General features: G+C 59.5%; 14 protein-coding genes. 10 read left to right on the plus strand and 4 right to left on the minus strand.

The features are described 5' to 3' along the window. Positions 1-325 precede the first annotated feature (325 nt). The 4 genes from gltB (at position 326) to M8T91_RS00780 (ending at position 8,964) form a co-directional block, all read left to right on the plus strand. Positions 326-4,774, plus strand: a complete 4,449-nt coding sequence (gene gltB, locus M8T91_RS00765; protein WP_301415851.1) for a glutamate synthase large subunit — start codon at positions 326-328, stop codon at positions 4,772-4,774. Positions 4,775-4,798: 24 nt separating this feature from the next. Then, positions 4,799-6,217 carry a glutamate synthase small subunit GltD family protein gene (locus M8T91_RS00770; RefSeq protein WP_301415853.1) on the plus strand — a complete coding sequence of 473 codons (1,419 nt, stop codon included), beginning with the start codon at positions 4,799-4,801 and terminating at the stop codon, positions 6,215-6,217. Positions 6,218-6,381: 164 nt separating this feature from the next. Next, positions 6,382-7,446: a uroporphyrinogen decarboxylase gene (gene hemE / locus M8T91_RS00775; RefSeq protein ID WP_301419165.1), complete on the plus strand. Its 1,065-nt coding sequence runs from the start codon at positions 6,382-6,384 to the stop codon at positions 7,444-7,446. Between the two features lie 171 nt (positions 7,447-7,617). Beyond that, entirely contained in the window at positions 7,618-8,964 is a 1,347-nt protein-coding gene (locus tag M8T91_RS00780; RefSeq protein ID WP_301415856.1) for a cyclic di-GMP phosphodiesterase, read from the plus strand. A gap of 54 nt (positions 8,965-9,018) precedes the next feature. Here the strand turns inward: M8T91_RS00780 and asd are convergent, their stop codons facing one another. From asd to rsgA, 3 genes are read right to left on the minus strand one after another with little or no spacing between them, the layout of a single operon-like run. After that, positions 9,019-9,888, minus strand: coding sequence for an archaetidylserine decarboxylase (asd, locus tag M8T91_RS00785; RefSeq protein WP_301415858.1), 870 nt, complete (start codon positions 9,886-9,888; stop codon positions 9,019-9,021). 26 nt (positions 9,889-9,914) lie between these two features. Then, the gene (locus M8T91_RS00790) at positions 9,915-10,712 is read right to left on the minus strand and encodes a sulfurtransferase (protein WP_301415860.1); all 798 of its coding nucleotides are present in this window, start codon (positions 10,710-10,712) and stop codon (positions 9,915-9,917) included. Continuing rightward, positions 10,706-11,740, minus strand: a complete 1,035-nt coding sequence (rsgA, locus tag M8T91_RS00795; protein WP_301415862.1) for a small ribosomal subunit biogenesis GTPase RsgA — start codon at positions 11,738-11,740, stop codon at positions 10,706-10,708. The genes M8T91_RS00790 and rsgA overlap by 7 nt, the downstream gene beginning before the upstream one ends. Positions 11,741-11,825: 85 nt before the next feature. On the opposite strand from rsgA, the gene orn reads away from it, so the two are divergent. Further along, on the plus strand, positions 11,826-12,365 hold the full coding sequence (orn, locus tag M8T91_RS00800) for an oligoribonuclease (RefSeq protein ID WP_436970313.1): 540 nt from the start codon (positions 11,826-11,828) through the stop codon (positions 12,363-12,365). A gap of 24 nt (positions 12,366-12,389) precedes the next feature. On the opposite strand, the gene queG is transcribed toward orn, so the two are convergent. Then, positions 12,390-13,493: a tRNA epoxyqueuosine(34) reductase QueG gene (gene queG, locus M8T91_RS00805; protein ID WP_301415864.1), complete on the minus strand. Its 1,104-nt coding sequence runs from the start codon at positions 13,491-13,493 to the stop codon at positions 12,390-12,392. A 135-nt stretch (positions 13,494-13,628) separates the two neighbouring features. Here queG and M8T91_RS00810 point away from each other — a divergent pair, with 135 nt between their 5' ends. From M8T91_RS00810 to miaA, 5 genes are all read left to right on the plus strand, one after another. Then, positions 13,629-15,110 carry an NAD(P)H-hydrate dehydratase gene (locus M8T91_RS00810; protein ID WP_301415866.1) on the plus strand — a complete coding sequence of 494 codons (1,482 nt, stop codon included), beginning with the start codon at positions 13,629-13,631 and terminating at the stop codon, positions 15,108-15,110. 17 nt (positions 15,111-15,127) lie between these two features. Further along, entirely contained in the window at positions 15,128-15,646 is a 519-nt protein-coding gene (gene tsaE, locus M8T91_RS00815; RefSeq protein ID WP_301419169.1) for a tRNA (adenosine(37)-N6)-threonylcarbamoyltransferase complex ATPase subunit type 1 TsaE, read from the plus strand. Positions 15,647-15,659: 13 nt separating this feature from the next. Next, positions 15,660-16,970 (plus strand): N-acetylmuramoyl-L-alanine amidase, encoded by a 1,311-nt coding sequence (locus M8T91_RS00820; protein ID WP_301415868.1) that lies wholly within the window; start codon positions 15,660-15,662, stop codon positions 16,968-16,970. Between the two features lie 61 nt (positions 16,971-17,031). Continuing rightward, on the plus strand, positions 17,032-18,909 hold the full coding sequence (gene mutL / locus M8T91_RS00825) for a DNA mismatch repair endonuclease MutL (protein ID WP_301415871.1): 1,878 nt from the start codon (positions 17,032-17,034) through the stop codon (positions 18,907-18,909). A gap of 70 nt (positions 18,910-18,979) precedes the next feature. Further along, on the plus strand, positions 18,980-19,903 hold the full coding sequence (gene miaA, locus M8T91_RS00830) for a tRNA (adenosine(37)-N6)-dimethylallyltransferase MiaA (RefSeq protein WP_301419171.1): 924 nt from the start codon (positions 18,980-18,982) through the stop codon (positions 19,901-19,903). Positions 19,904-20,088: the final 185 nt, after the last annotated feature.

A 20,088-nucleotide genomic window follows, 5' to 3' on the forward strand; every position in this document is an offset into this window, starting at 1 on the left:
TGATACGCAGTGTGAGAAGTGAATAACGGCAAATGATCGAAGAAGGAGATAAATCTGGCTTGATTTAACTTGGCAGATTAATAATCTGCAAAATATTGAAAATACAGTGGCATAGAAGTACTATTGCGCGCCCCCACGAAGAATGATTGGGTGGAAAAACCGCCAAAAAGAAGAAAAAAGAAAGCCCCAGCAGAGGGCTTTTTTTATCTCGGGATCTTCTGGGAATTGCAGGAGAGCGTGCGGAATTCAAGTGCAGTTTTAGCCCATGCCAGGTCTGGAGTTGTCCCTGCCTGTGGTCCCGCAATCGATAGTGACGAGGAGTTCTATGGGTAGCAGTTTGTATCAGTTGGACGAGTTCAAAGACAACTGCGGCTTTGGCCTGATTGCGCATTTGCATGGTTTGGCGAGCCATCAATTAGTGCAAACAGCCATCCAATCCCTCACCTGTATGACCCACCGGGGTGGTATTGCCGCCGATGGCAAAACCGGCGATGGCTGCGGACTGCTGCTGCAAAAACCGGATGCCTTTCTACGCGGCGAGGCCCGCGCTCTTTTTGGTGCCGAACTGACCGATACTTATGCGGTGGGTTCGGTGATGCTGCCCCTCGATGAGCGCGAGGCCCAGGCCGCCCGACAAATTTTGCAGGGTACGCTGGAAGCGCAGGGCCTGCGTATTGTCGGTTGGCGCTCTGTGCCCACCAATCCTGAATGCCTGGGTCCCATTGCCCGTGATAGCCAGCCGCGCTTTGAGCAACTGCTGGTCAATGATGCCGAGGAGCCACTGGGGCAGGCGTGGTTTAATGCACGTCTCTATGTTGCGCGGCGCAAAGCGGAAAAGCGACTGGGCAACGCGGTATATATCGCCAGTCTCTCTACCAGTGTGCTCTCTTACAAGGGTCTGATGATCCCGGCAGACCTGCCTGCATTTTTCCCGGAATTGGCCAACTCCAGTTTGCAGTCCGCCATCTGTGTCTTTCACCAGCGCTTTTCCACCAATACCATGCCGCGCTGGCCCCTGGCCCAGCCGTTCCGCCTGCTGGCGCACAATGGCGAGATCAACACCATCACCGGCAACCGCAACTGGTCTGTGGCACGCAGCAATAAGTTTGTCACCGATCTGATTCCGGAATTGGGTGAACTGGTACCGCTGGTTAATCGCGAGGGCTCCGACTCTTCCAGCCTGGATAATATGCTGGAGATGCTGCTTGCTGGCGGTATGGAACTGCACCGTGCCGTGCGCATGCTGGTACCGCCCGCCTGGCAGAATGTCGAGGGCATGGATGCGGACTTGCGCGCTTTCTATGAATATATCTCCATGCATATGGAGCCGTGGGATGGCCCTGCCGGTCTGGTGATGACCGATGGCCGCCATGCCGTTTGTACCCTCGATCGCAACGGTCTGCGCCCGTCGCGGTGGGTGATTACCAAAGATGACATCATCACTGTGGCCTCTGAGGTGGGTGTTTACGGCTATGCAGCGGAGGACGTAGTGGCCAAGGGCCGCCTGGGGCCTGGGCAGATGCTCTCCGTGGATACCCTGGAGGGCAAGCTGTACCATACCACCGATATCGACAACATGCTCAAGCGGGCCCAGCCGTACAAACGCTGGCTAAAGGAAAAAGCGCGGCGTATTCGCTCCACCCTGGTTACCGCACCGGTGGACAATAATTTCTCCCATCAGCAGTTCAAGGTCTACCAGAAGCTGTTCAGTTCCTCCCTGGAAGAGCGCGACAAGGTGGTGCGCCCCATGGCGGAAGCCGGCCAGGAAGCGGTGGGCTCCATGGGGGATGATACCCCGATGGCGGTTTTATCCCGCCACAATCGCGCTCTTTACGACTACTTCCGCCAGCAGTTTGCCCAGGTGACCAACCCGCCCATAGACCCCTTGCGGGAGACGGTGGTAATGTCTCTGGAGACGTGCCTGGGTCGCGAGAAGTCCGTGTTCGAGGAAACACCGGAACACGCCGACCGGGTGATCCTGTCCTCCCCAGTCCTGTCCCATATGAAATACACCGCATTGTTATCGCTGGATCGCCCCGGTTTCGATGCGCAGATTTTCGACCTGAATTACGATCCGGCGGAACTGAACCTGAAAACCGCCATCGAGAAATTATGCGCCCGAGTCGAGGTCTCGGTGCGTGCCGGCACCGTGATCGTGGTGCTCTCCGACCGGGATATCAGTCAGGGTCTTCTGCCTATCGACGCACTGCTCGCAACCGGTGCCGTACACCACCACCTGGTTCATACGGGCCTGCGCTGTGATTCCAATATTGTGGTGGATACTGCCAGTGCGCGGGATGCCCACCAGCTTGCCTGCCTGGTGGGCGTTGGCGCCACTGCCGTACATCCCTATTTTTCCTACAGCATTATCAATCATTTGATCGATACTGGTGAACTGCTGCTGGATGCCGCCGAAGCGCAGAAAAATTATCGCAACGGCGTCATCAAGGGATTGTTGAAGATCCTGTCGAAAATGGGGATTTCCACGGTGGCTTCCTACCGCGGTGCCCTGTTGTTTGAACTGGTGGGACTTTCCAAGGACGTTGTGGATTTGTGTTTTCCCGGTGCGCCCACCCGCATAGAAGGTGCCGGTTTTGCCGAATTGGAGGCGGATATGGTCTCCCGCGCAGATATCGCCTGGAAGGCGCGCAAGCCGGTCTCTCCCGGCGGGCTGCACAACTATGTCCACGGTCAGGAGTATCACACCTTCAACCCGGATGTGGTGACTGCCCTGCGCCGCGCTGCCAGTAGCGGTGATTACGCTGCCTGGCGTGATTACACGGCATTGGTGAATCGGCGTCCGGTGGCGACCTTGCGGGATATGCTTGGTTTCAAAGAGTCTATTGATCCGATACCTTTGCAGGAAGTGGAGTCTGTTGCACAGATCGTACGTCGGTTCGACACCGCCGCCATGTCCCTGGGTGCGCTATCACCAGAGGCCCACGAATCCCTGGCCCAGGCGATGAACCGCCTGGGAGGTCGCTCCAACAGTGGAGAGGGGGGGGAAGACCCGGCCCGTTTCGGTACCGACAAGGTTTCCAAGATTAAACAGATTGCCTCCGGCCGCTTCGGAGTGACGCCGCACTATTTGGTAAATGCGGAAGTGTTACAAATCAAGGTGGCCCAGGGGGCGAAACCCGGCGAGGGCGGACAGCTGCCGGGCGGAAAGGTGAACGAACTGATCGCGCGTCTGCGCTATTCGGTCCCCGGTGTAACCCTGATCTCACCGCCACCGCACCACGATATCTACTCCATCGAGGATCTGGCCCAGCTGATCTTTGATCTGAAACAGGTCAATCCCGATGCACTGGTATCGGTGAAACTGGTTTCGCGTCCCGGCGTTGGCACTATCGCCGCCGGGGTGGCCAAGGCCTATGCGGACCTGATCACCATCTCCGGCTACGATGGCGGTACCGCCGCCAGCCCCATCACCTCTATCCGCTACGCAGGTTCGCCCTGGGAGTTGGGGCTGGCGGAAACCCATCAGACCCTGCGCGCCAATGATTTGCGCGGCAAGGTGCGGGTACAGACCGATGGTGGCCTGAAGACGGGCCTCGATGTGATCAAGGCGGCCATTCTTGGCGCTGAAAGCTTTGGTTTTGGTACCGCGCCCATGGTGGCCATCGGCTGTAAATACCTGCGTATCTGCCATTTGAATAACTGTGCCACTGGTATTGCCACCCAGCGCAAGGCCTTGCGCGATGAGCACTATATCGGTACTGCCGAAATGGCCATGAACTTCTTTCGCTTCGTTGCCGAAGAAACCCGTGAGTGGATGGCACAGCTCGGGGTGCGCAGCCTGGAGGCGTTGGTCGGTCGCGTGGATCTGCTGCGTGTATTGGATGGGGAAACCGACAAACAGAGCAAGCTCGACCTGTCACCGCTGCTGCATACCGATGCACACCTCGCCAGCAAACCGCAAACTTGCCAGTCCGCCAGGAATCTGCCCTGGGACAAGGGCGAGCTGGCCGAGCGTATGGTGGCGGAAATCCTGCCCGCGATAGAAAATCTGGCCGGGGGTGCGTTCAGCTACGCGGTGACCAACTGCGACCGTTCCCTGGGCGCGCGCCTGTCCGGTGAGATCGCCAAGCGCTATGGCAACCAGGGCATGGTGGAAGCACCGATCAAACTGCATCTCAAGGGGGTCGCCGGGCAGTCGTTCGGCGTTTGGAATGCTGGTGGGTTGGAAATGTATCTGGAGGGGGATGCCAACGATTACGTGGGTAAAGGCATGGCTGGCGGTAAACTGGTGATCCGCCCTCCCGAAGGCAGCGTCTTTGACTCTCGGGAAACCAGCATTGTGGGCAACACCTGCCTGTACGGTGCCACCGGCGGCAAACTGTTTGCCGCGGGCCGTGCCGGCGAGCGCTTTGCCGTGCGCAATTCCGGTGCCTTTGCCGTAGTGGAAGGTGCGGGTGACCACTGCTGTGAATATATGACCGGCGGAATGGTCGCGGTACTGGGACGCACCGGCTACAACTTCGGCGCCGGCATGACCGGTGGGTTTGCCTATGTATTGGATCTGGAGCGGGATTTCTTCGACCGCTGCAACCATGAGCTGATTGAGTTGCGCCGCATCAGCAGCGAGATCCTGGAGCCGCACCAGAGCCACTTGCGCGCAGTGATTGAGGAGAGCAGCGCAGAGACCGGCAGTGCCTGGGGTATGGAGTTGTTGGAAAACTTTGACGAACACCTGAGCCATTTCTGGTTGGTGAAACCCAAGGCGGCAAGTCTTGCGGATCTTCTTTCTGACGTGCGCAAGCGCGGCGAATAAAGCGGAAACAGACAGGGAGACAGTATGAGAGACAGGCTGAACAACGATTTCCAGTTTATCGATGTGGCGCGTATTGATCCACCGAAGAAAGATATCATCACTCGCACCAATGAGTTTGTGGAGATCTACCAGCCTTTCAGTAAACGCCAGGTGGCGAGTCAGGCGCACCGCTGCCTGGACTGCGGCAATCCCTATTGCGAATGGAAGTGCCCGGTGCACAACTATATCCCCAACTGGTTGCAACTGATCAGCGAGGGAAATGTGATCGAAGCGGCAGAGCTCTGCCACGAGACCAATACCTTACCGGAAGTCTGTGGCCGCGTGTGCCCACAGGATCGCCTGTGCGAGGGCGCCTGTACCCTTAACGATGGTTTTGGTGCTGTGACCATCGGCAATGCGGAAAAATATATTACCGACACGGCCTTTGCACTGGGCTGGCGCCCGGACCTGAGCCATGTGAAAGAGAGCGGCAAAAAGGTGGCGATCGTTGGCGCCGGCCCCGCCGGACTGGGCTGTGCCGATATTCTGGTCCGCAACGGCGTACAGCCGGTGGTGTTTGACAAGTACCCGGAGATCGGCGGCCTGATCACCTTCGGTATTCCGGAGTTCAAGCTGGAAAAGTCCGTGATGCAGAAGCGTCGCGCGGTTTTCGAGGCAATGGGCGTGGAGTTCTGCCTCAACACCGAGGTGGGCAGGGATATCCGCTTCGGCCAGCTGCTCAATGACTACGATGCGGTTTTCCTGGGCATGGGCACCTACAGCTATATGAAAGGCGGTTTCCCCGGTGAGGATTTGTCCGGCGTGCACGATGCCCTGCCGTTTTTGGTGGCCAATGTGAACCGCAGTATGGGCTGGGAGAAAGACCCGGCGGAATTCATAGCAGTGGAGGGCAAGCGCGTGATAGTGCTGGGTGGTGGCGATACCGCCATGGACTGCAACCGCAGTGCCATTCGCCTGGGTGCCAAGAGTGTGACCTGTGTCTACCGTCGTGATAAGGAGAATATGCCCGGCTCCCGCCGCGAGGTAGCCAATGCCGGGGAGGAGGGGGTGCAGTTCCTGTTCAATCGCCAGCCGGTGGAGATCGTCGGAGAAGGCAAGGTCTTCGGGGTCAGGATGGTGACTACCGAATTGGGTGAAGCCGATGAGAACGGCCGCCGCCGACCCCAGGTGGTGACCGATTCCGAGGAAGTGGTTCCGGCGGATATTGTTCTGGTGGCTTTTGGTTTTCGCCCGAGCCCTGCGGAGTGGTTTGCCAAGTACGATATCGAGTTGGCGGATTGGGGGGGTGTTATTGCGCCAGAAGATCAGAAATACAAATTCCAGACGGCCAACGAGAAGGTTTTTGCCGGCGGTGATATGGTCCGTGGTTCCGATCTGGTAGTGACCGCCATCTGGGAGGGACGCCAGGCCGGCGAGGGTATTCTCGACTACCTGGGTATCTGAGCGGCCCCAGCTGTTCGCAGGGGGCTGTCCGTACACTATCGTCATTTTCCACCCGTTCCAGGCAGCACTCCGCTTAAGTGCTGTCCCCCTGTTTATCGTCACACCGCCCCCGGTACAATGGCCGCTCTTTTAACCCTCTCAGTGTGCCTATGTCTGATACCAAATTGCCCCAATTGAAAAATGACCGTTTCCTCCGCGCCCTGCTGCGCCTGCCCGTGGATCGAACACCGGTGTGGATGATGCGCCAGGCGGGCCGATATCTGCCGGAGTACCGCGCCAGTCGTGCCGAAGCCGGTAGTTTTATGGACCTGTGTCGCAACACCGAGCTGGCCTGCGAAGTGACCTTGCAGCCGCTGCAGCGCTACCCTCTGGATGCGGCGATCCTGTTCTCCGATATTCTCACTATTCCCGATGCCATGGGCCTCGGCCTCCATTTTGCCGAGGGCGAAGGGCCCAAATTTCACAAACCCCTGCGCAGCGCTGCGGATATCGAGAAGCTGGAAGTAGTGAACAGCGAGCGTGACCTGGATTATGTAATAAACGCCGTGTCCACCATTCGCCGCGAACTGAACGGGCGTGTACCGCTGATCGGCTTCTCCGGCAGTCCCTGGACCCTGGCCACTTATATGATCGAGGGCGGCTCCAGCAGGGATTTTGCCCGTTGCAAGGAAATGCTCTACAAACGCCCTGAGCTGATGCACCAGTTGTTAGCGGTACTGGCGGACTCGGTAACCGATTATCTGAATGCGCAGATTCGCGCTGGTGCCCAGGCAGTGCAACTCTTTGATACTTGGGGTGGGGTCTTGAGCCACAGTGCCTACCGGGAGTTTTCCTTGCACTATATGGCGCGTATCCTGCGTGGCCTGATCAAGGAGGCCGGGGGACGTCGCGTGCCCGCCATCCTGTTTACCAAGGGCGGTGGTCAGTGGTTGGAGGCGATGGCAGAAACTGGTGCAGAGGCCCTGGGCCTCGATTGGACCACGGATATCGGCAGTGCCCGTGCCCGTGTGGGTGGACGGGTGGCCCTACAGGGCAACCTGGATCCATCTGTCCTCTTCGCCGGGTCCGAGCGTATCCGCCGGGAAGTCGCGCACATCCTGGGGGCGTTTGGTCACGGCAGCGGGCATGTTTTCAACCTCGGTCACGGTATTACCCCGAAAATTGATCCGGACCACGCCGGCGCCATGATCGAGGCGGTGGTAACGCTATCGGCAAAATACCACACCTAACGGTGGCAACCAGTGTCTGAGTCTGTGAAGGCAGTCTCAGTTTGGACGGGTGCTCGTCAATATCTCTCCATGATATAAAGAGACGCTTGCCCAGGGGGTCCCGGTTATTGCGCCTGACGATTCCTCTGGGCGCGTTACAGGCAATTTTCACAGCAGTCGGTACCCCCCCAAGTGGCAATCGAACAGGCAAAAATTTCCGTTGGTGACCTCCAGCGCGGCATGTTTGTTTCCAGGCTCGACAGGCCCTGGGCCCGGACGCCTTTTGCACTGCAGGGCTTTTATATCCGCGATCTGGAGGAGATTCGCCAACTGCAAAAACACTGTCGCTATGTCTATGTAGATGTGCACAAGACCGTGGGCAGTGCCGGCATCGCTCTTCGCCGTCTTCTGGATGGCAGTTGCGGCAAGCAGAGCCGGGCCGCTTCCCATGTGGTCATTCCCTGTCGCCCTGTGACTGTTGTGCATGGTACCTACCCACCGCCGCAACCGGCCCGGCGTGAGGCTGGCAATGCGCGCAAGCTGCACGGGCAGATACTGCAGGGTATGGGAGAAGTGATGGCGCTGGTGGCCAGCAATCGCCCACTACCGCTGAGGCAGGTAAACCGGGTGGTGGAAGACCTGGTCGAGAGCGTGTTGCGCAGCCCGGATGCTTTCACCTGGCTGGCGCGGGTGCGGCACAGGGATGAATACACCTACAGCCACTCGGTGCGCGCGAGTATCTGGGCGGTAGTGTTTGGCCGCCATATCGGCCTCTCGCGCCAGGCGTTGCTAAGGCTGGGGGTGGCCACGCTGCTCAAAGACGTGGGCAAGTTGTCTATCGCCAGAGAAATACTGCAGATGCGACACAGGGACCCCCGCAGTGAACTGGCGTACCGAAACTTTGTTCAGCACAGTGTGCAATTGTTGGCCACAGATGCACAACTAGATCCCGAGGTGATCCGTGTTGTGCAATGTCATTGCGAGCGCCACGACGGCAGCGGCTACCCCGCTGGCTTGCGCGGTGACAAAATCCCGGTACTGTCGCGCCTGTGCGGGATCGTGACTTTCTACGATGAGGCCACCAACCCGCGCGGTGCCAGCCAGCCCATAGCACCGTCCCGCGCCGTGGCGCAACTTTACGATTTGCGTGGCGTCACCTATCAGGAGCAGCTGGTGGTCGAGTTTATCCAGGCGATCGGACTCTATCCCACCGGCACCCAGGTGGAGCTTTCCTCTGGAGAGGTTGGTGTGGTGGTGGAGCAAAACTACGGTCGGCGCCTCAGGCCCAAGGTGATGATTGTCCTGGATGGGCACAAGCGTCAGCTGAGCAAGCCGAGACTGTTTGATCTGGCCGCCGCCGAAGACCGCGCAGAGAAGCTGATTGAGCGGGGTAAAATGGGTGCTCGGAAAAAAATCCGTATTTTGCGGGATATTGAGCCCGGTGCTTATCCCGAGGTGGATGTCGCTGCAGTGCGGGACTATTACCTGTTCAAGGGCCGCGGGCAGCTGTCCCGACTGATCTCACATCTGGCAAACTAGCGGGCTTTTTACAGCTTGTGGAGGCAATATGGGCAACCATAACCTCCCCATCTATCAAGCCCGGTTGTTGTCAGCGGCAAGGTTGCCGAAATGCGCACCCATGCGCACCAGAGACTCTGCTTTCAGAGTGTCGAGCCAGCGCACCCGGTCTGCGCCGAACAGCATGATGACGGTCGAACCCAGTTTAAAGCGCCCCATCTCCTCACCTTTTTCCAGGTGGATTGGTGCATTGTCGAGATAGTGGGTGGTGCAAACACCGCGCCTGTGCGGAGTTACCTGGCCCGCCCATACGGTTTCAATGCCGGCGACGATCATGGCCCCCACCAGGATCATGGCCATGGGGCCGGCAGCCGTATCGAATAGACACACCAGGCGCTCATTGCGGGCAAACAGGCGCGGCACGTTTTCTGCGGTCACTGTGTTGACGGAGAACAGCTGGCCGGGCACATAGGTCATGCTGCGCAGGGTGCCGGCAACTGGCATATGCACCCGGTGATAATCCTTGGGCGACAGGTAAACCGTAGCGAAATGGCCGCCGTTAAAGTGTGTCGCCAGCTCCGGGTTCCCACCCACCAATTCCAGCAGGCTGTAATCGTGTCCCTTGGCCTGGAATATGCGGCCATTGTGAATACTGCCCAGCTGGCTGATGGCGCCATCTGCCGGGCAGGCGAGACTGTGTTCGCCAGTGACAATAGGGCGTGCGTCTTCTTTCAATGCGCGGGTGAAGAAATCGTTAAAGGTGCGATAGGCGGTGCAGTCGGTTTCCTTCGCCTCCTGCATATTGACACCGTACTTTTCCACGAACCAGCGGGTAAAGGGGTCTTTGATCAATTTGATTTGTGTGTTCGCCAGCCAGCCGGCAGCGCGGGACAGGGCGTGCTGCGGGGTCAGGTACTGCAGTGTGGCAAAGAGTTTTGGATGCATAGAATGACAAGGGTTCTCAGTGATGCTTATGTTTCTACCGGGGTATCGGGCAAATTGCCCCACTCGCTCCAGGAGCCGGGATAGGCACGGATATCCAGGCCAAGGGATTTGCCTACCAGCCAGGTAAAACCGGAACGGTGGTGGCTCTGGCAGTGGGTAACGATCGTGTGGTTTTGATCGATCCCCAGCTTTGCGAGAAACGCCCGAGCATCGGCACGGATACGCAGATCGCGTTGGGGATCCATGAGCTGGGTCCACTCGCAGTTGATGGCGCCGGGAATATGCCCGCCTTTCATGGCCAGGACCCGCTCGCCACGGTATTCCTGCGGCGAACGTGCATCCCACACGAGGAAGTCCGGGTTGCCCAGTTGTGCCTGAATCTGTCGGGCATCCATGATCGCGGCGGTGTCGATCGAGAGATCGATTTCACTGGGTGTGATCTGTGGCTTTTCTGTGGCAAGGGGCAGGCCGGCCCCGCGCCAGGCGCGCATGCCACCGTTCAAATAACTGAAGTTGCGGTGCCCGATTACTTCCAGGGTCCACAGGAAGCGTCCGGCCCAGCCACCGCCCTCGTCATCGCAGGCCACCACAGGCAGTTCCGGGCGCAGACCGATGCCGCGAAACACTCGGGTCAGCTGGTCCAGATCCGGCAGTTTGCCCGGTGCTGGCGGTGTGCCGGCCATCAGGGCCTGAAATGACAGGTGCTGGGCACCGGGAATATGGCCGCTCAGGTAGTTCTGTGGGGAGCTGAGGTCGATGACCAGCAGCGTCTCGTGTTCCAGTCTGGCGACGAGGTCTTCCGCCTCCATAATCAGGTTCAACATTTATTCTCCGATGCCAGGCTGTTGCGCAGGTGCAGAAAACTGTTCATTCGGCGCTCGCTAATATCTCCATTGACCAGTGCGGCGCGGATAGCGCAGCCGGGCTCTGCCTGGTGGCGGCAATCGCGAAAGCGGCAGTGGCCGATAAAGGGACGGAACTCAACGAACCCCTCCAATAAAGCAGCTTCTTCCAGATGCCAGAGACCAAACTCGCGAATACCGGGGGAGTCTATCAGATCGCCGCCACTGGGCAGGTGAAACAGTTCCGCTGCGGTGGTGGTGTGGGTGCCCTTGCGGGTGGCTTCTGAGAGAATGCCAGTGTGTGCGCCGGCGCCTGGCAGCAGGGCATTCACCAGTGACGACTTCCCAACGCCAGACTGGCCCACAAACACACTGCTGCCTTGAGCCAGTGTTTTCAGTAACCGGGGCAGGCCTTGGCCGGTTTTGGTGGAGAGTTTCAGCACCGGGTAACCCAGGTCGGGATAGGGTGCCAGCAGTGCTTCCAGAGTCTCGTGGTTGCTGTCGTCGATCAGGTCGATCTTGTTTAAAAGCAGAATGGGAGCAATACCGGTGGTTTCTGCAGCGACCAGATAGCGGTCGATGGCATTGGCGTAGGGCTCGGGATAGGGCGCTATCACAATGACAATGCGATTGATGTTGGCGGCTATGGTTTTCAGGTCGCCGTAGCGATCCGGGCGCTGTAATTCTGATATGCGTGGCAAGCGCGCGCCGACAACGCCACAGCCGCTACCGCTATTGGCCGGGCGCCAGGCAACGTGATCTCCGGTGACCGGGGTGTCAATGTTGGCGCGCAGGTGGCAGCGCTGGCGCAGGGACGGGATACTTTCACTCTCCACCAGGATCTGGGTGCCGTAATTGGCAATCACCAGGCCGGTTTGTTCCCGTCCCAACCCGTCGTGTTCCAGGGCTTGCTCCACGGATTGCCCGCGTTTGCGCGCGCGCGCCTCGCGCTCCTGTTGGGCCTTGGCAATTCGCCACTGCTGGCGCCGGCTCAATTTGCGTTTACTCATGCACTGGTACCTGGAGATCAGCGACGGATTATAGCTATTGGCGGGTAGTTGCGGTAACTTGCGTGGAAAGTTTGAGGAGACCCCTGTGGATCAGAACAACCTGATCTGGATTGATCTGGAGATGACCGGCCTCGACCCGGAGAGAGAGCGCATTATTGAGATCGCGTCCATTGTGACCGATGCGCGGCTCAACATTCTCGCTGAGGGTCCGGCCCTGGTACTTCACCAGAGCGATACACTGTTGAAGGCCATGGACGACTGGAATACCGAACAACACGGCAGCTCCGGTCTGGTGGCGCGGGTGAAGGCGTCGACGATTTGCGAACGAGAAGCGGAACGAGAAACTTTGGAATTCCTGCGCCACTGGGTGCCGGAGGGCGCCTCGCCCATGTGCGGTAATTCCATTGGCCAGGATCGCCGCTTCCTGGTCAAATACATGCCGCAGCTGGAATCCTATTTTCACTATCGCAATTTGGATGTCAGCTCGGTGAAAGAGTTGGCCAGGCGCTGGCGACCGGATGTGCTAGAGGGTATAAAAAAGCACAGCAGCCACTTGGCCCTCGACGATATCCGCGATTCCATCGAGGAACTGCGCCACTACCGCGAGACGTTTTTCCGCCTTTAGCCCTGGGTGCTACCGTGCGTTATATCAGGGTATGCGCTTGATTTTACGTCTGCGCTTACGCCCGCTGCGCAACCGCATCAGAGCCCAGTCGATATGCTCCAGCACCAGTGGTGTGGCGGTTTTTCGCGCCATTTCTAGAGTATCTAACACGGCAGCGCTGGCTTCCCCATTGCCCAGGGCCACCGCCAGATTGCGCTGCCAACGCTCGTAACCGATACGGCGAATGGGAGAGCCTTCGGTCTTGCGTAGGAACTCCGCCTCCGTCCAGGCAAACAGCTTGAGCAGTTCGCCGTTGTCCAGGCCGTGACGCGGGTGGAAGTCCCGCTCGGCGGTGGGCTTGGCGAACTTGTTCCAGGGACAGATCGTCTGGCAATCGTCACAGCCGAATACCCGGTTGCCCATTGGTTCTCGGAGTGTCTCCGGTATCGGTCCCCCGTTTTCAATGGTCAGGTAGGAAATGCAGCGGCGTGCATCCAGCGTGCGGGGGCCGATAAAGGCATCGGTGGGACACACCTTGAGGCAGGCGACACACTCGCCGCACTGGTCGGCCTCTTCGCTGGTATCCACCGGCAGTGGCAGGTTGGTATAGATCTCGCCGAGAAAGAAAAAGGAGCCGGCCTTGGCATTGATAACCAGGCAGTTCTTGCCCACCCAGCCGAGACCGGCCTTTCTGGCCAGGGCGCGTTCCAGCACCGGGGCGCTGTCGGTAAAGGCGCGTCCTCTGGATTCGATACCCTGTTCGGCGCAGAAAGTATCGACTTTCCTGGCCAGGGTGGCCAGGCGCTTGCGAATCAGTTTATGGTAATCGCGGCCATTGGCATAGCGGGAGACGTAGGCCTTGCTGGAATCCTTGAGCACCTCAATGGGCCGGGTATCCGGTGGCAGGTAGTCGAGGCGGGCGCAGATAACGCGTATCGTGCCTGTCTCCAATAGCTCCGGGCGCCAGCGCTTTTCCCCGTGGGCACCCATCCACGCCATATCCCCATGGTAGCCCGCGTCTATCCAGGCGCGCAGGCGTTCGCCGTCTTTCTCAAGCTGACAATCGGTGATGCCAATTTGCTGAAAGCCCAGCTCCCGCCCCCAGCGTTTGATCAGTTTGGCAAGTTCAGGGAACAGTGATTCGGTCATAAATTGCAATGGCTCGATATCTCGTGCAAGCACACCGCCTGGCCGGGGCGGTATACTTTGCTGTCAGGGCGAGTGACGGCGATGTAATCGCCTATTTTGCCACAGATGAAATTTTGACCACATTGCGGGAGTCGCATGGACACGCCTCAACCTCTCTACAGTGCCGAATCGGTTCGGGAACTCGACCGGCAGGCGATGGCTGCACTGGGGATCCCCTCCATCCAGTTGATGAAGCGCGCCGGTCGCGCTGCGTTTGACCGTTTGCTGGCGCGTTGGCCGGATATCGGTCGCATACAGGTCTACTGTGGCGGTGGCAACAATGGCGGCGATGGCTATGTGATTGCAGCTCTGGCCGCGCAGAAGAATATTCCCGTCACCGTTTTTGCCTGCACCAATCCCGAACGCCTAAAAGGCGATGCCCGTGCTGCACATGACTATGCCTGCCGAGAGGGTGTGCGGATAGTGACTGCCCTCACCCAGATGGGCAGTGCCGATGGCGATACCCTGAGCGTGGACGCCCTGCTCGGCACCGGCTTCAGCGGCCCACTGCGGCCCCCGGTAGCGCACGCCATAGAGCGTATCCGCAAAAGCCGGGGACCGGTGCTCGCCGTGGATATTCCCTCCGGGCTCGATGCCGATACCGGCAGTGCAGGGCAGGCGGTCTGTGCTGATATGACGGTCACTTTTATTGGCCGCAAGCTGGGCCTGTATTGCGGCCGCGGACCGGCGCTGTGTGGTGAGGTGGTCTTTGCGGGGCTCGGCGTGCCAGAGCCGGTATACGACGCAGTGCGACCACTGGTGCAGCGTTATGGGAGTGCCAGTATCAAGCGCTTGCCGCCGCGCCCAGCCGACAGTTTTAAGAACCAGTTCGGTCATATTCTGATTGTGGGCGGTGACAGCGGTTTTGGCGGCGCGGCATTAATGGCGGCACAGTCTTCGGCACGTGCCGGTGCTGGCCTGGTTTCCCTTGCAACGCGCCCAGGGCACCTGGGTGCGGCACTGACCCGTTGCCCAGAGGTGATGGCTCATCCGGTGGTTTCAGGACAGGAACTGGAGCCGCTGCTCATCGGTCCCGACGTGATTGCGGTGGGGCCGGGGCTAGGGCGCTCGCCCTGGAGCGAGCAACTGTTGGCACGTGTCGGTCGTACAGGAAGCCCGCTGGTGGTAGATGCCGATGCTCTGAACATTCTCGCTCAGGGGCGGGTCTTGGCCGGGGTCAAGCGGGATGACTGGGTCCTCACCCCTCATGTGGGAGAGGCTGCGCGTCTGCTCGGCTGCGATACCGTCGAAGTGTGTGCCGATCTCCGTGCGTCGGCCGCGGCTGTTCAGCACAAATTCAGTGGCGTGGTGATACTAAAAGGAGCCGGTACGCTGATTGCCCATGACGGCGGTGTCGATCTGATCAACAGTGGCAACCCGGGGATGGCCTCCGGCGGCATGGGTGACCTGCTCACTGGCATTGTTGCAGCGTTAATTGGACAGCATCTGCCGCTTGTGGAAGCGGCACGCCTGGCGGTGTGGCTACACGGTGAAGCGGGCAATCGCGCTGCTGCGGATGGCCAGCGCGGTTTGCTCGCTACCGATCTCCTCCCCTGGATTCGCCGGTTGGTGGATTGATCGTGGGTGCGCTGACAATGTATCTGGGGAATGAGGCGGCAACGGTGGCCGGCGGTGAAGCCTTGGGCCGGGCCTGCCTTGCCAGTGGTCTGCAGCAGGGTTTGACACTGTACCTGGAGGGCCAGTTGGGTGCCGGAAAAACCACCTTTTGCCGTGGTGTGTTGCGTGCATTTGGCCATAACGGTGCGGTGAAAAGCCCCACTTATACCCTGGTCGAGCCCTATGAGCTGGGCGCCCAGCGTATCTATCATTTCGACCTCTACCGACTCGGGGATGCCGAGGAACTGGAGTTTATGGGGGTGCGGGATTATTTCGTCGCACACAGCCTGATTCTGGTGGAGTGGCCTGTGCGCGGTGCCGGTGTGCTGCCGGAACCGGACCTGCAGGTAGAGCTGAGAGTGCAGGAGCACGGCCGCCTGCTGTATTTGAGTGCCCACTCCAAGCAGGGTGAGCGGGTCATGGCTTTGCTGGACAAATTGCACTGGGAACATCGAAAGGCATTGGGTACAGGGCAGTGGCTATCAGATGAGTCGTGAGGGTTGACAGGTAATGGCGTTGAGGTGGCGATGGCTGATGGCCCCGGTGTGTGCACTGGCAATGGTGCTGCCGGTTGTGGCGGCGGAAGTGAAAGGCGTGCGCCTGTGGCGTGCGCCGGATCACACACGCCTGGTTTTTGATTTGAGCGGACCGGCGGAACACAAGCTGTTTACTCTCGGCGCCCCGCACCGGGTTGTGGTGGATATTGCCGATACCGAACTGCTGGCAGAGCTGGACAGGCTGAATCTGGAGGGTACCCCAATTGTCCAGATACGCCACGCCCGTCACAATAGCAAAGACCTGCGTGTAGTACTGGACCTGAAAACCCAGGTCAAACCGCGCAGCTTTGCCCTGCGTCGCCATGAAAAACTGCCAGACCGCCTGGTGATCGACCTTTACGATAACGTCAAAAACACAGTGAAGACTCTGGAGCAGGTCGGTGGTGAAAGGGATATTGTCATCGCCATCGATGCCGGCCACGGCGGTGAGGACCCCGGTGCCCTTGGGCCGGGCAGGTTGCGGGAAAAAGACGTAGTGCTGGCCATCGCCAAGCAGCTGAATAAGCAGATCAACCGCAGGCCGGGCTTTAGCGCCAAACTGGTGCGCACCGGTGATTACTATATCCCCCACCGCGAGCGGGTGAATATTGGCCGCAGGATGCGTGCAGACCTGTTTGTCTCCATCCATGCAGACGCCTTCACCCGCAAGGATGCACGGGGTGCCGGAGTGTATGCGGTATCCACCCGTGGCGCCACCAGTGAAACCGCGCGTTTTCTGGCCCAGCGGGAAAATGAATCGGACCTGATTGGCGGCGCCGGCAGTCTGAGCCTCGGCGACAAGGACGACACCCTCGCCGGAGTATTGCTGGACCTGTCCATGACCGCCACCATGAATGCCAGCCTGGATATTGGCGCCAGTGTACTGAATCATTTGGGCAAGGTGGCCCATCTGCATAAAAAGCGCGTGGAACAGGCCAACTTTGCCGTACTGCGCTCGCCGGATGTTCCCTCTATTTTGGTGGAGACCGGCTTTATCACCAATCCCCAGGAGGCCAAGCGCCTGCGTGATCCCAGCTTTCAACGCAAGCTGGCACAAAAACTCAGTGACGGTATAGTGGCACATTTCAACAGCCACCCACCGGCAGACACTTGGCTTGCCGCGCAACGGGATAGAGGATCGCAGCGACATGTGATTGTCCGCGGCGAGACCCTGTCGGGTATCGCCGCACGCTACAAGGTCTCGGTGGCCGCGCTGAAAAAAGCCAACGGTATCAATACCTCGGTGATTCGTGTGGGGCAGACTCTGAATATTCCCTCCGGATAAATCCCCGCCGGGGTCAAAGGTTCCGCCGGGCCGGTCAGGCAGCAACAACAGGCCAGAAATCATGCACGATCGCATCCAGCAGTTATCCCCCCGTCTCGCCAACCAGATTGCCGCCGGTGAGGTAGTGGAGCGGCCTGCCTCGGTGATCAAGGAGCTGCTGGAGAACAGTCTCGATGCCGGTGCCACGCGCCTGGATGTGGATATGGAGAAAGGTGGTATCAAGCGTATGAAAGTGCGCGATAACGGCAAAGGGATTGAGCGGGATGACCTGGCTCTGGCACTCGCGCGCCATGCCACCTCAAAAATTCACGCTCTGGAAGATCTGGATGCAGTGGCAACCCTGGGCTTTCGTGGCGAAGCTTTGGCCAGTATTTCCTCAGTGGCACGCCTGACCCTGACCAGTAGTCGCGATGAGTGTGGCCAGGGCTGGCAAGTGAGCGCCGAAGGCCGCGAGATGCACGCCCAGTTGACGCCGGCAGCCCATCCGCGCGGCACCACGGTGGATGTGCGCGACCTGTTTTTCAATACCCCGGCACGACGCAAGTTTCTGCGCACTGAGAAGACGGAATTCAACCGTGTCGACGAGACCGTCAAGCGCCTGGCCCTGTCCCGCTTCGATGTCTCCATCAGCCTGCGCCACAATGGCAAGGGCGTTCTCAGCCTGCGCGCCGGTAGCAACCGCGTGGAGATGGAGCGCCGTGTCGCCCAGATCTGTGGCCCGGCATTTATGCAGAAGGCCCTGCATATCGAGGTGGAGCGCAGCGGCCTGCGCCTGTGGGGCTGGGTGGCCGAGCCGGCCTTCTCCCGGTCCCAGGCCGACCTGCAGTTTTTCTACGTAAATGGTCGCGCCATTCGCGACAAGGTGGTGAGCCATGCGGTGCGCCGTGCCTTTGCCGACGTGCTCCACCACGGTCGTCATCCCGCTTTTGTGCTCTATCTGGAACTGGACCCGGCGTCGGTGGATGTCAATGTGCACCCGACCAAGCACGAGGTGCGATTTCGCGACAGTCGCCTGGTGCACGATTTCCTGTTTGGCAGCTTGCACCGGGCCCTGGCAGATGCGCGCCCGGGACAGAGGGAGAAAACTGCCGAGGGTGCTGAGACAGGGGTTGCTGAAACTGCGGACACGGGGCGAGTGACCGGTGCCCAGGGAGGGGAGTTTGCCGGACAGCAGAAGATGCCGCTGGGCAATCGGCCATCCCCGGGGAACCTGCAGCAGCAAATGCATGCCTACGGTACCCTGCATCAGCCGTACCGGGGACACGCAGCGGTTGCAGAGCCAAACGGAGATGCCACCGGCTCAGCTGCAGCGGCGCCGCAGCCTATGGGCAGTAAAATGGCTTCCGGGGAGGGGGCGCCGCCACTGGGGTTCGCCATAGCCCAATTGCACGGGATTTATGTGCTTGCGCAGAACGACCATGGCTTGATCGTGGTGGATATGCATGCTGCCCACGAGCGTATCGTCTATGAACAGATGAAAGTGGCTCACGCTGCCGGAGGCATCCAGGCCCAGCCGCTGCTGGTGCCGGTGAGTCTGGCGGTAAGCCAGCGCGAGGCAGATTGCTTTGAGGGGCGCAGCGGGGTTTTTACCTCCCTCGGTTTTGTGCTGCAGCGCGCCGGGCCCGAGACATTACTGGTGCGCCAGGTGCCCACGATGCTGCACGGTGCCGAGGTGGAGCAACTGGTGCGGGATGTGCTCTCTGACCTGATAGGTCAGGGGGATAGTGACCGCATAGGCGAGAGAATTAATCGGATTCTTGGCACCATGGCCTGCCATGGCTCGGTGCGCGCCAACCGCCGCTTGACGGTGCCGGAGATGAACGCCTTGTTGCGGGATATGGAGCGCACCGAACGCAGCGGACAGTGCAATCACGGCCGCCCCACTTGGACCCAGGTTAAACTGGCGGATTTGGATAAGTGGTTTATGCGCGGACAATAACCGCGCACGGAAAGTAGGTGGTGATTTGAACGAGCGCATTTCGGGTGACAAGCCCTGCGCAATTTTCCTGATGGGCCCCACTGCATCGGGCAAGACGGATCTGGCCATGGCTATTGCTGACCGTTTACCGGTGGTCCTGGTCAGTGTGGATTCTGCGCTGGTCTACCGCGGCCTGGATCTGGGTTCAGCCAAACCGACAGCGCGGGAGCTGGCCCGTCATCCCCACCGCCTGATCGATATCTGCGAGCCCAGTGAATCTTATTCCGCCGGCCGCTTTCGCGCAGATGCCCTCCAGGCTATGGACGATATCAGTGCAGCCGGTAAGATCCCTTTACTGGTTGGCGGAACTATGTTGTATTTCCGCGCTCTCTTACAAGGATTGGCAGTATTGCCCGGGGCGGATGCGCATGTGCGTGCTGACATTGAGGCGCACGCAGAGCGCGAGGGCTGGCCGGCGCTGCACGCGGAACTGGTCCGGGTTGACCCGGAACTGGCGGCGGAATTGCACCCCAATCACTCGGCGCGTATTGAGCGGGGGTTGGAAGTCTACCGCCTCACCGGCGTGCCGTTGTCCCGACTGCGCCGCGAGCGGCGCAGTGGCGGGGTGCAGGAGCGCTACCAGCTGCAGCAGCTGGCGATCATGCCGAGGGACAGAGCGCTGTTGCATCGGCGCATCGAAGGGCGTTTTAAACGGATGCTCGAGGCAGGGTTTGTTGATGAAGTGCGGGGACTGCGCGCGCGCGGCGACCTGCACAAGGACCTGCCGGCGATCCGTGCAGTGGGCTACCGCCAAGTATGGCAATACCTGGAAGGTCACTACAGTTACGATGAAATGGTTGCCGCGGGTATCGCTGCCACCCGTCAACTGGCCAAGCGCCAGCTGACCTGGTTGCGGCGCTGGCCGGCGCTCACGACTCTGTATACTCAGGATACCGAGGGCAGGGTGCGTACGCGGGAGGAAATCGTGGCGGAAGCCTTGAAATTTCTCACCTGAGCATCCATAACGTGGTTGGGCTAATAAACGACAGGCCCGTTCAGTCAGTTTTCACAGAGTCCGGCCTTTTCCGGATCGCTACTACACTACTTACACGCGTATTCAACCTCAGTCGTTCATTGATCCGTGCATTTCGCGGGGGTGATTGTGGCCTGCATACCGAATTCAGCTTTTTGACAAGGAGA

The sequence above is a fragment of the Microbulbifer sp. MI-G genome, from assembly GCF_030440425.1.
Taxonomy (GTDB): domain Bacteria; phylum Pseudomonadota; class Gammaproteobacteria; order Pseudomonadales; family Cellvibrionaceae; genus Microbulbifer; species Microbulbifer spongiae.

Bases quoted from the DNA above. Each gene is read 5' to 3' on its own strand.
- gltB (WP_301415851.1), top strand. From the start codon at position 326: ATGGGTAGCAGTTTGTATCAGTTGGACGAGTTCAAAGACAACTGCGGC.
- M8T91_RS00770 (WP_301415853.1), top strand. From the start codon at position 4,799: ATGAGAGACAGGCTGAACAACGATTTCCAGTTTATCGATGTGGCGCGT.
- asd (WP_301415858.1), bottom strand. From the start codon at position 9,888: ATGCATCCAAAACTCTTTGCCACACTGCAGTACCTGACCCCGCAGCAC.
- M8T91_RS00790 (WP_301415860.1), bottom strand. From the start codon at position 10,712: ATGTTGAACCTGATTATGGAGGCGGAAGACCTCGTCGCCAGACTGGAA.
- rsgA (WP_301415862.1), bottom strand. From the start codon at position 11,740: ATGAGTAAACGCAAATTGAGCCGGCGCCAGCAGTGGCGAATTGCCAAG.
- queG (WP_301415864.1), bottom strand. From the start codon at position 13,493: ATGACCGAATCACTGTTCCCTGAACTTGCCAAACTGATCAAACGCTGG.
- M8T91_RS00810 (WP_301415866.1), top strand. From the start codon at position 13,629: ATGGACACGCCTCAACCTCTCTACAGTGCCGAATCGGTTCGGGAACTC.
- tsaE (WP_301419169.1), top strand. From the start codon at position 15,128: ATGTATCTGGGGAATGAGGCGGCAACGGTGGCCGGCGGTGAAGCCTTG.
- M8T91_RS00820 (WP_301415868.1), top strand. From the start codon at position 15,660: ATGGCGTTGAGGTGGCGATGGCTGATGGCCCCGGTGTGTGCACTGGCA.
- mutL (WP_301415871.1), top strand. From the start codon at position 17,032: ATGCACGATCGCATCCAGCAGTTATCCCCCCGTCTCGCCAACCAGATT.
- miaA (WP_301419171.1), top strand. From the start codon at position 18,980: ATGGGCCCCACTGCATCGGGCAAGACGGATCTGGCCATGGCTATTGCT.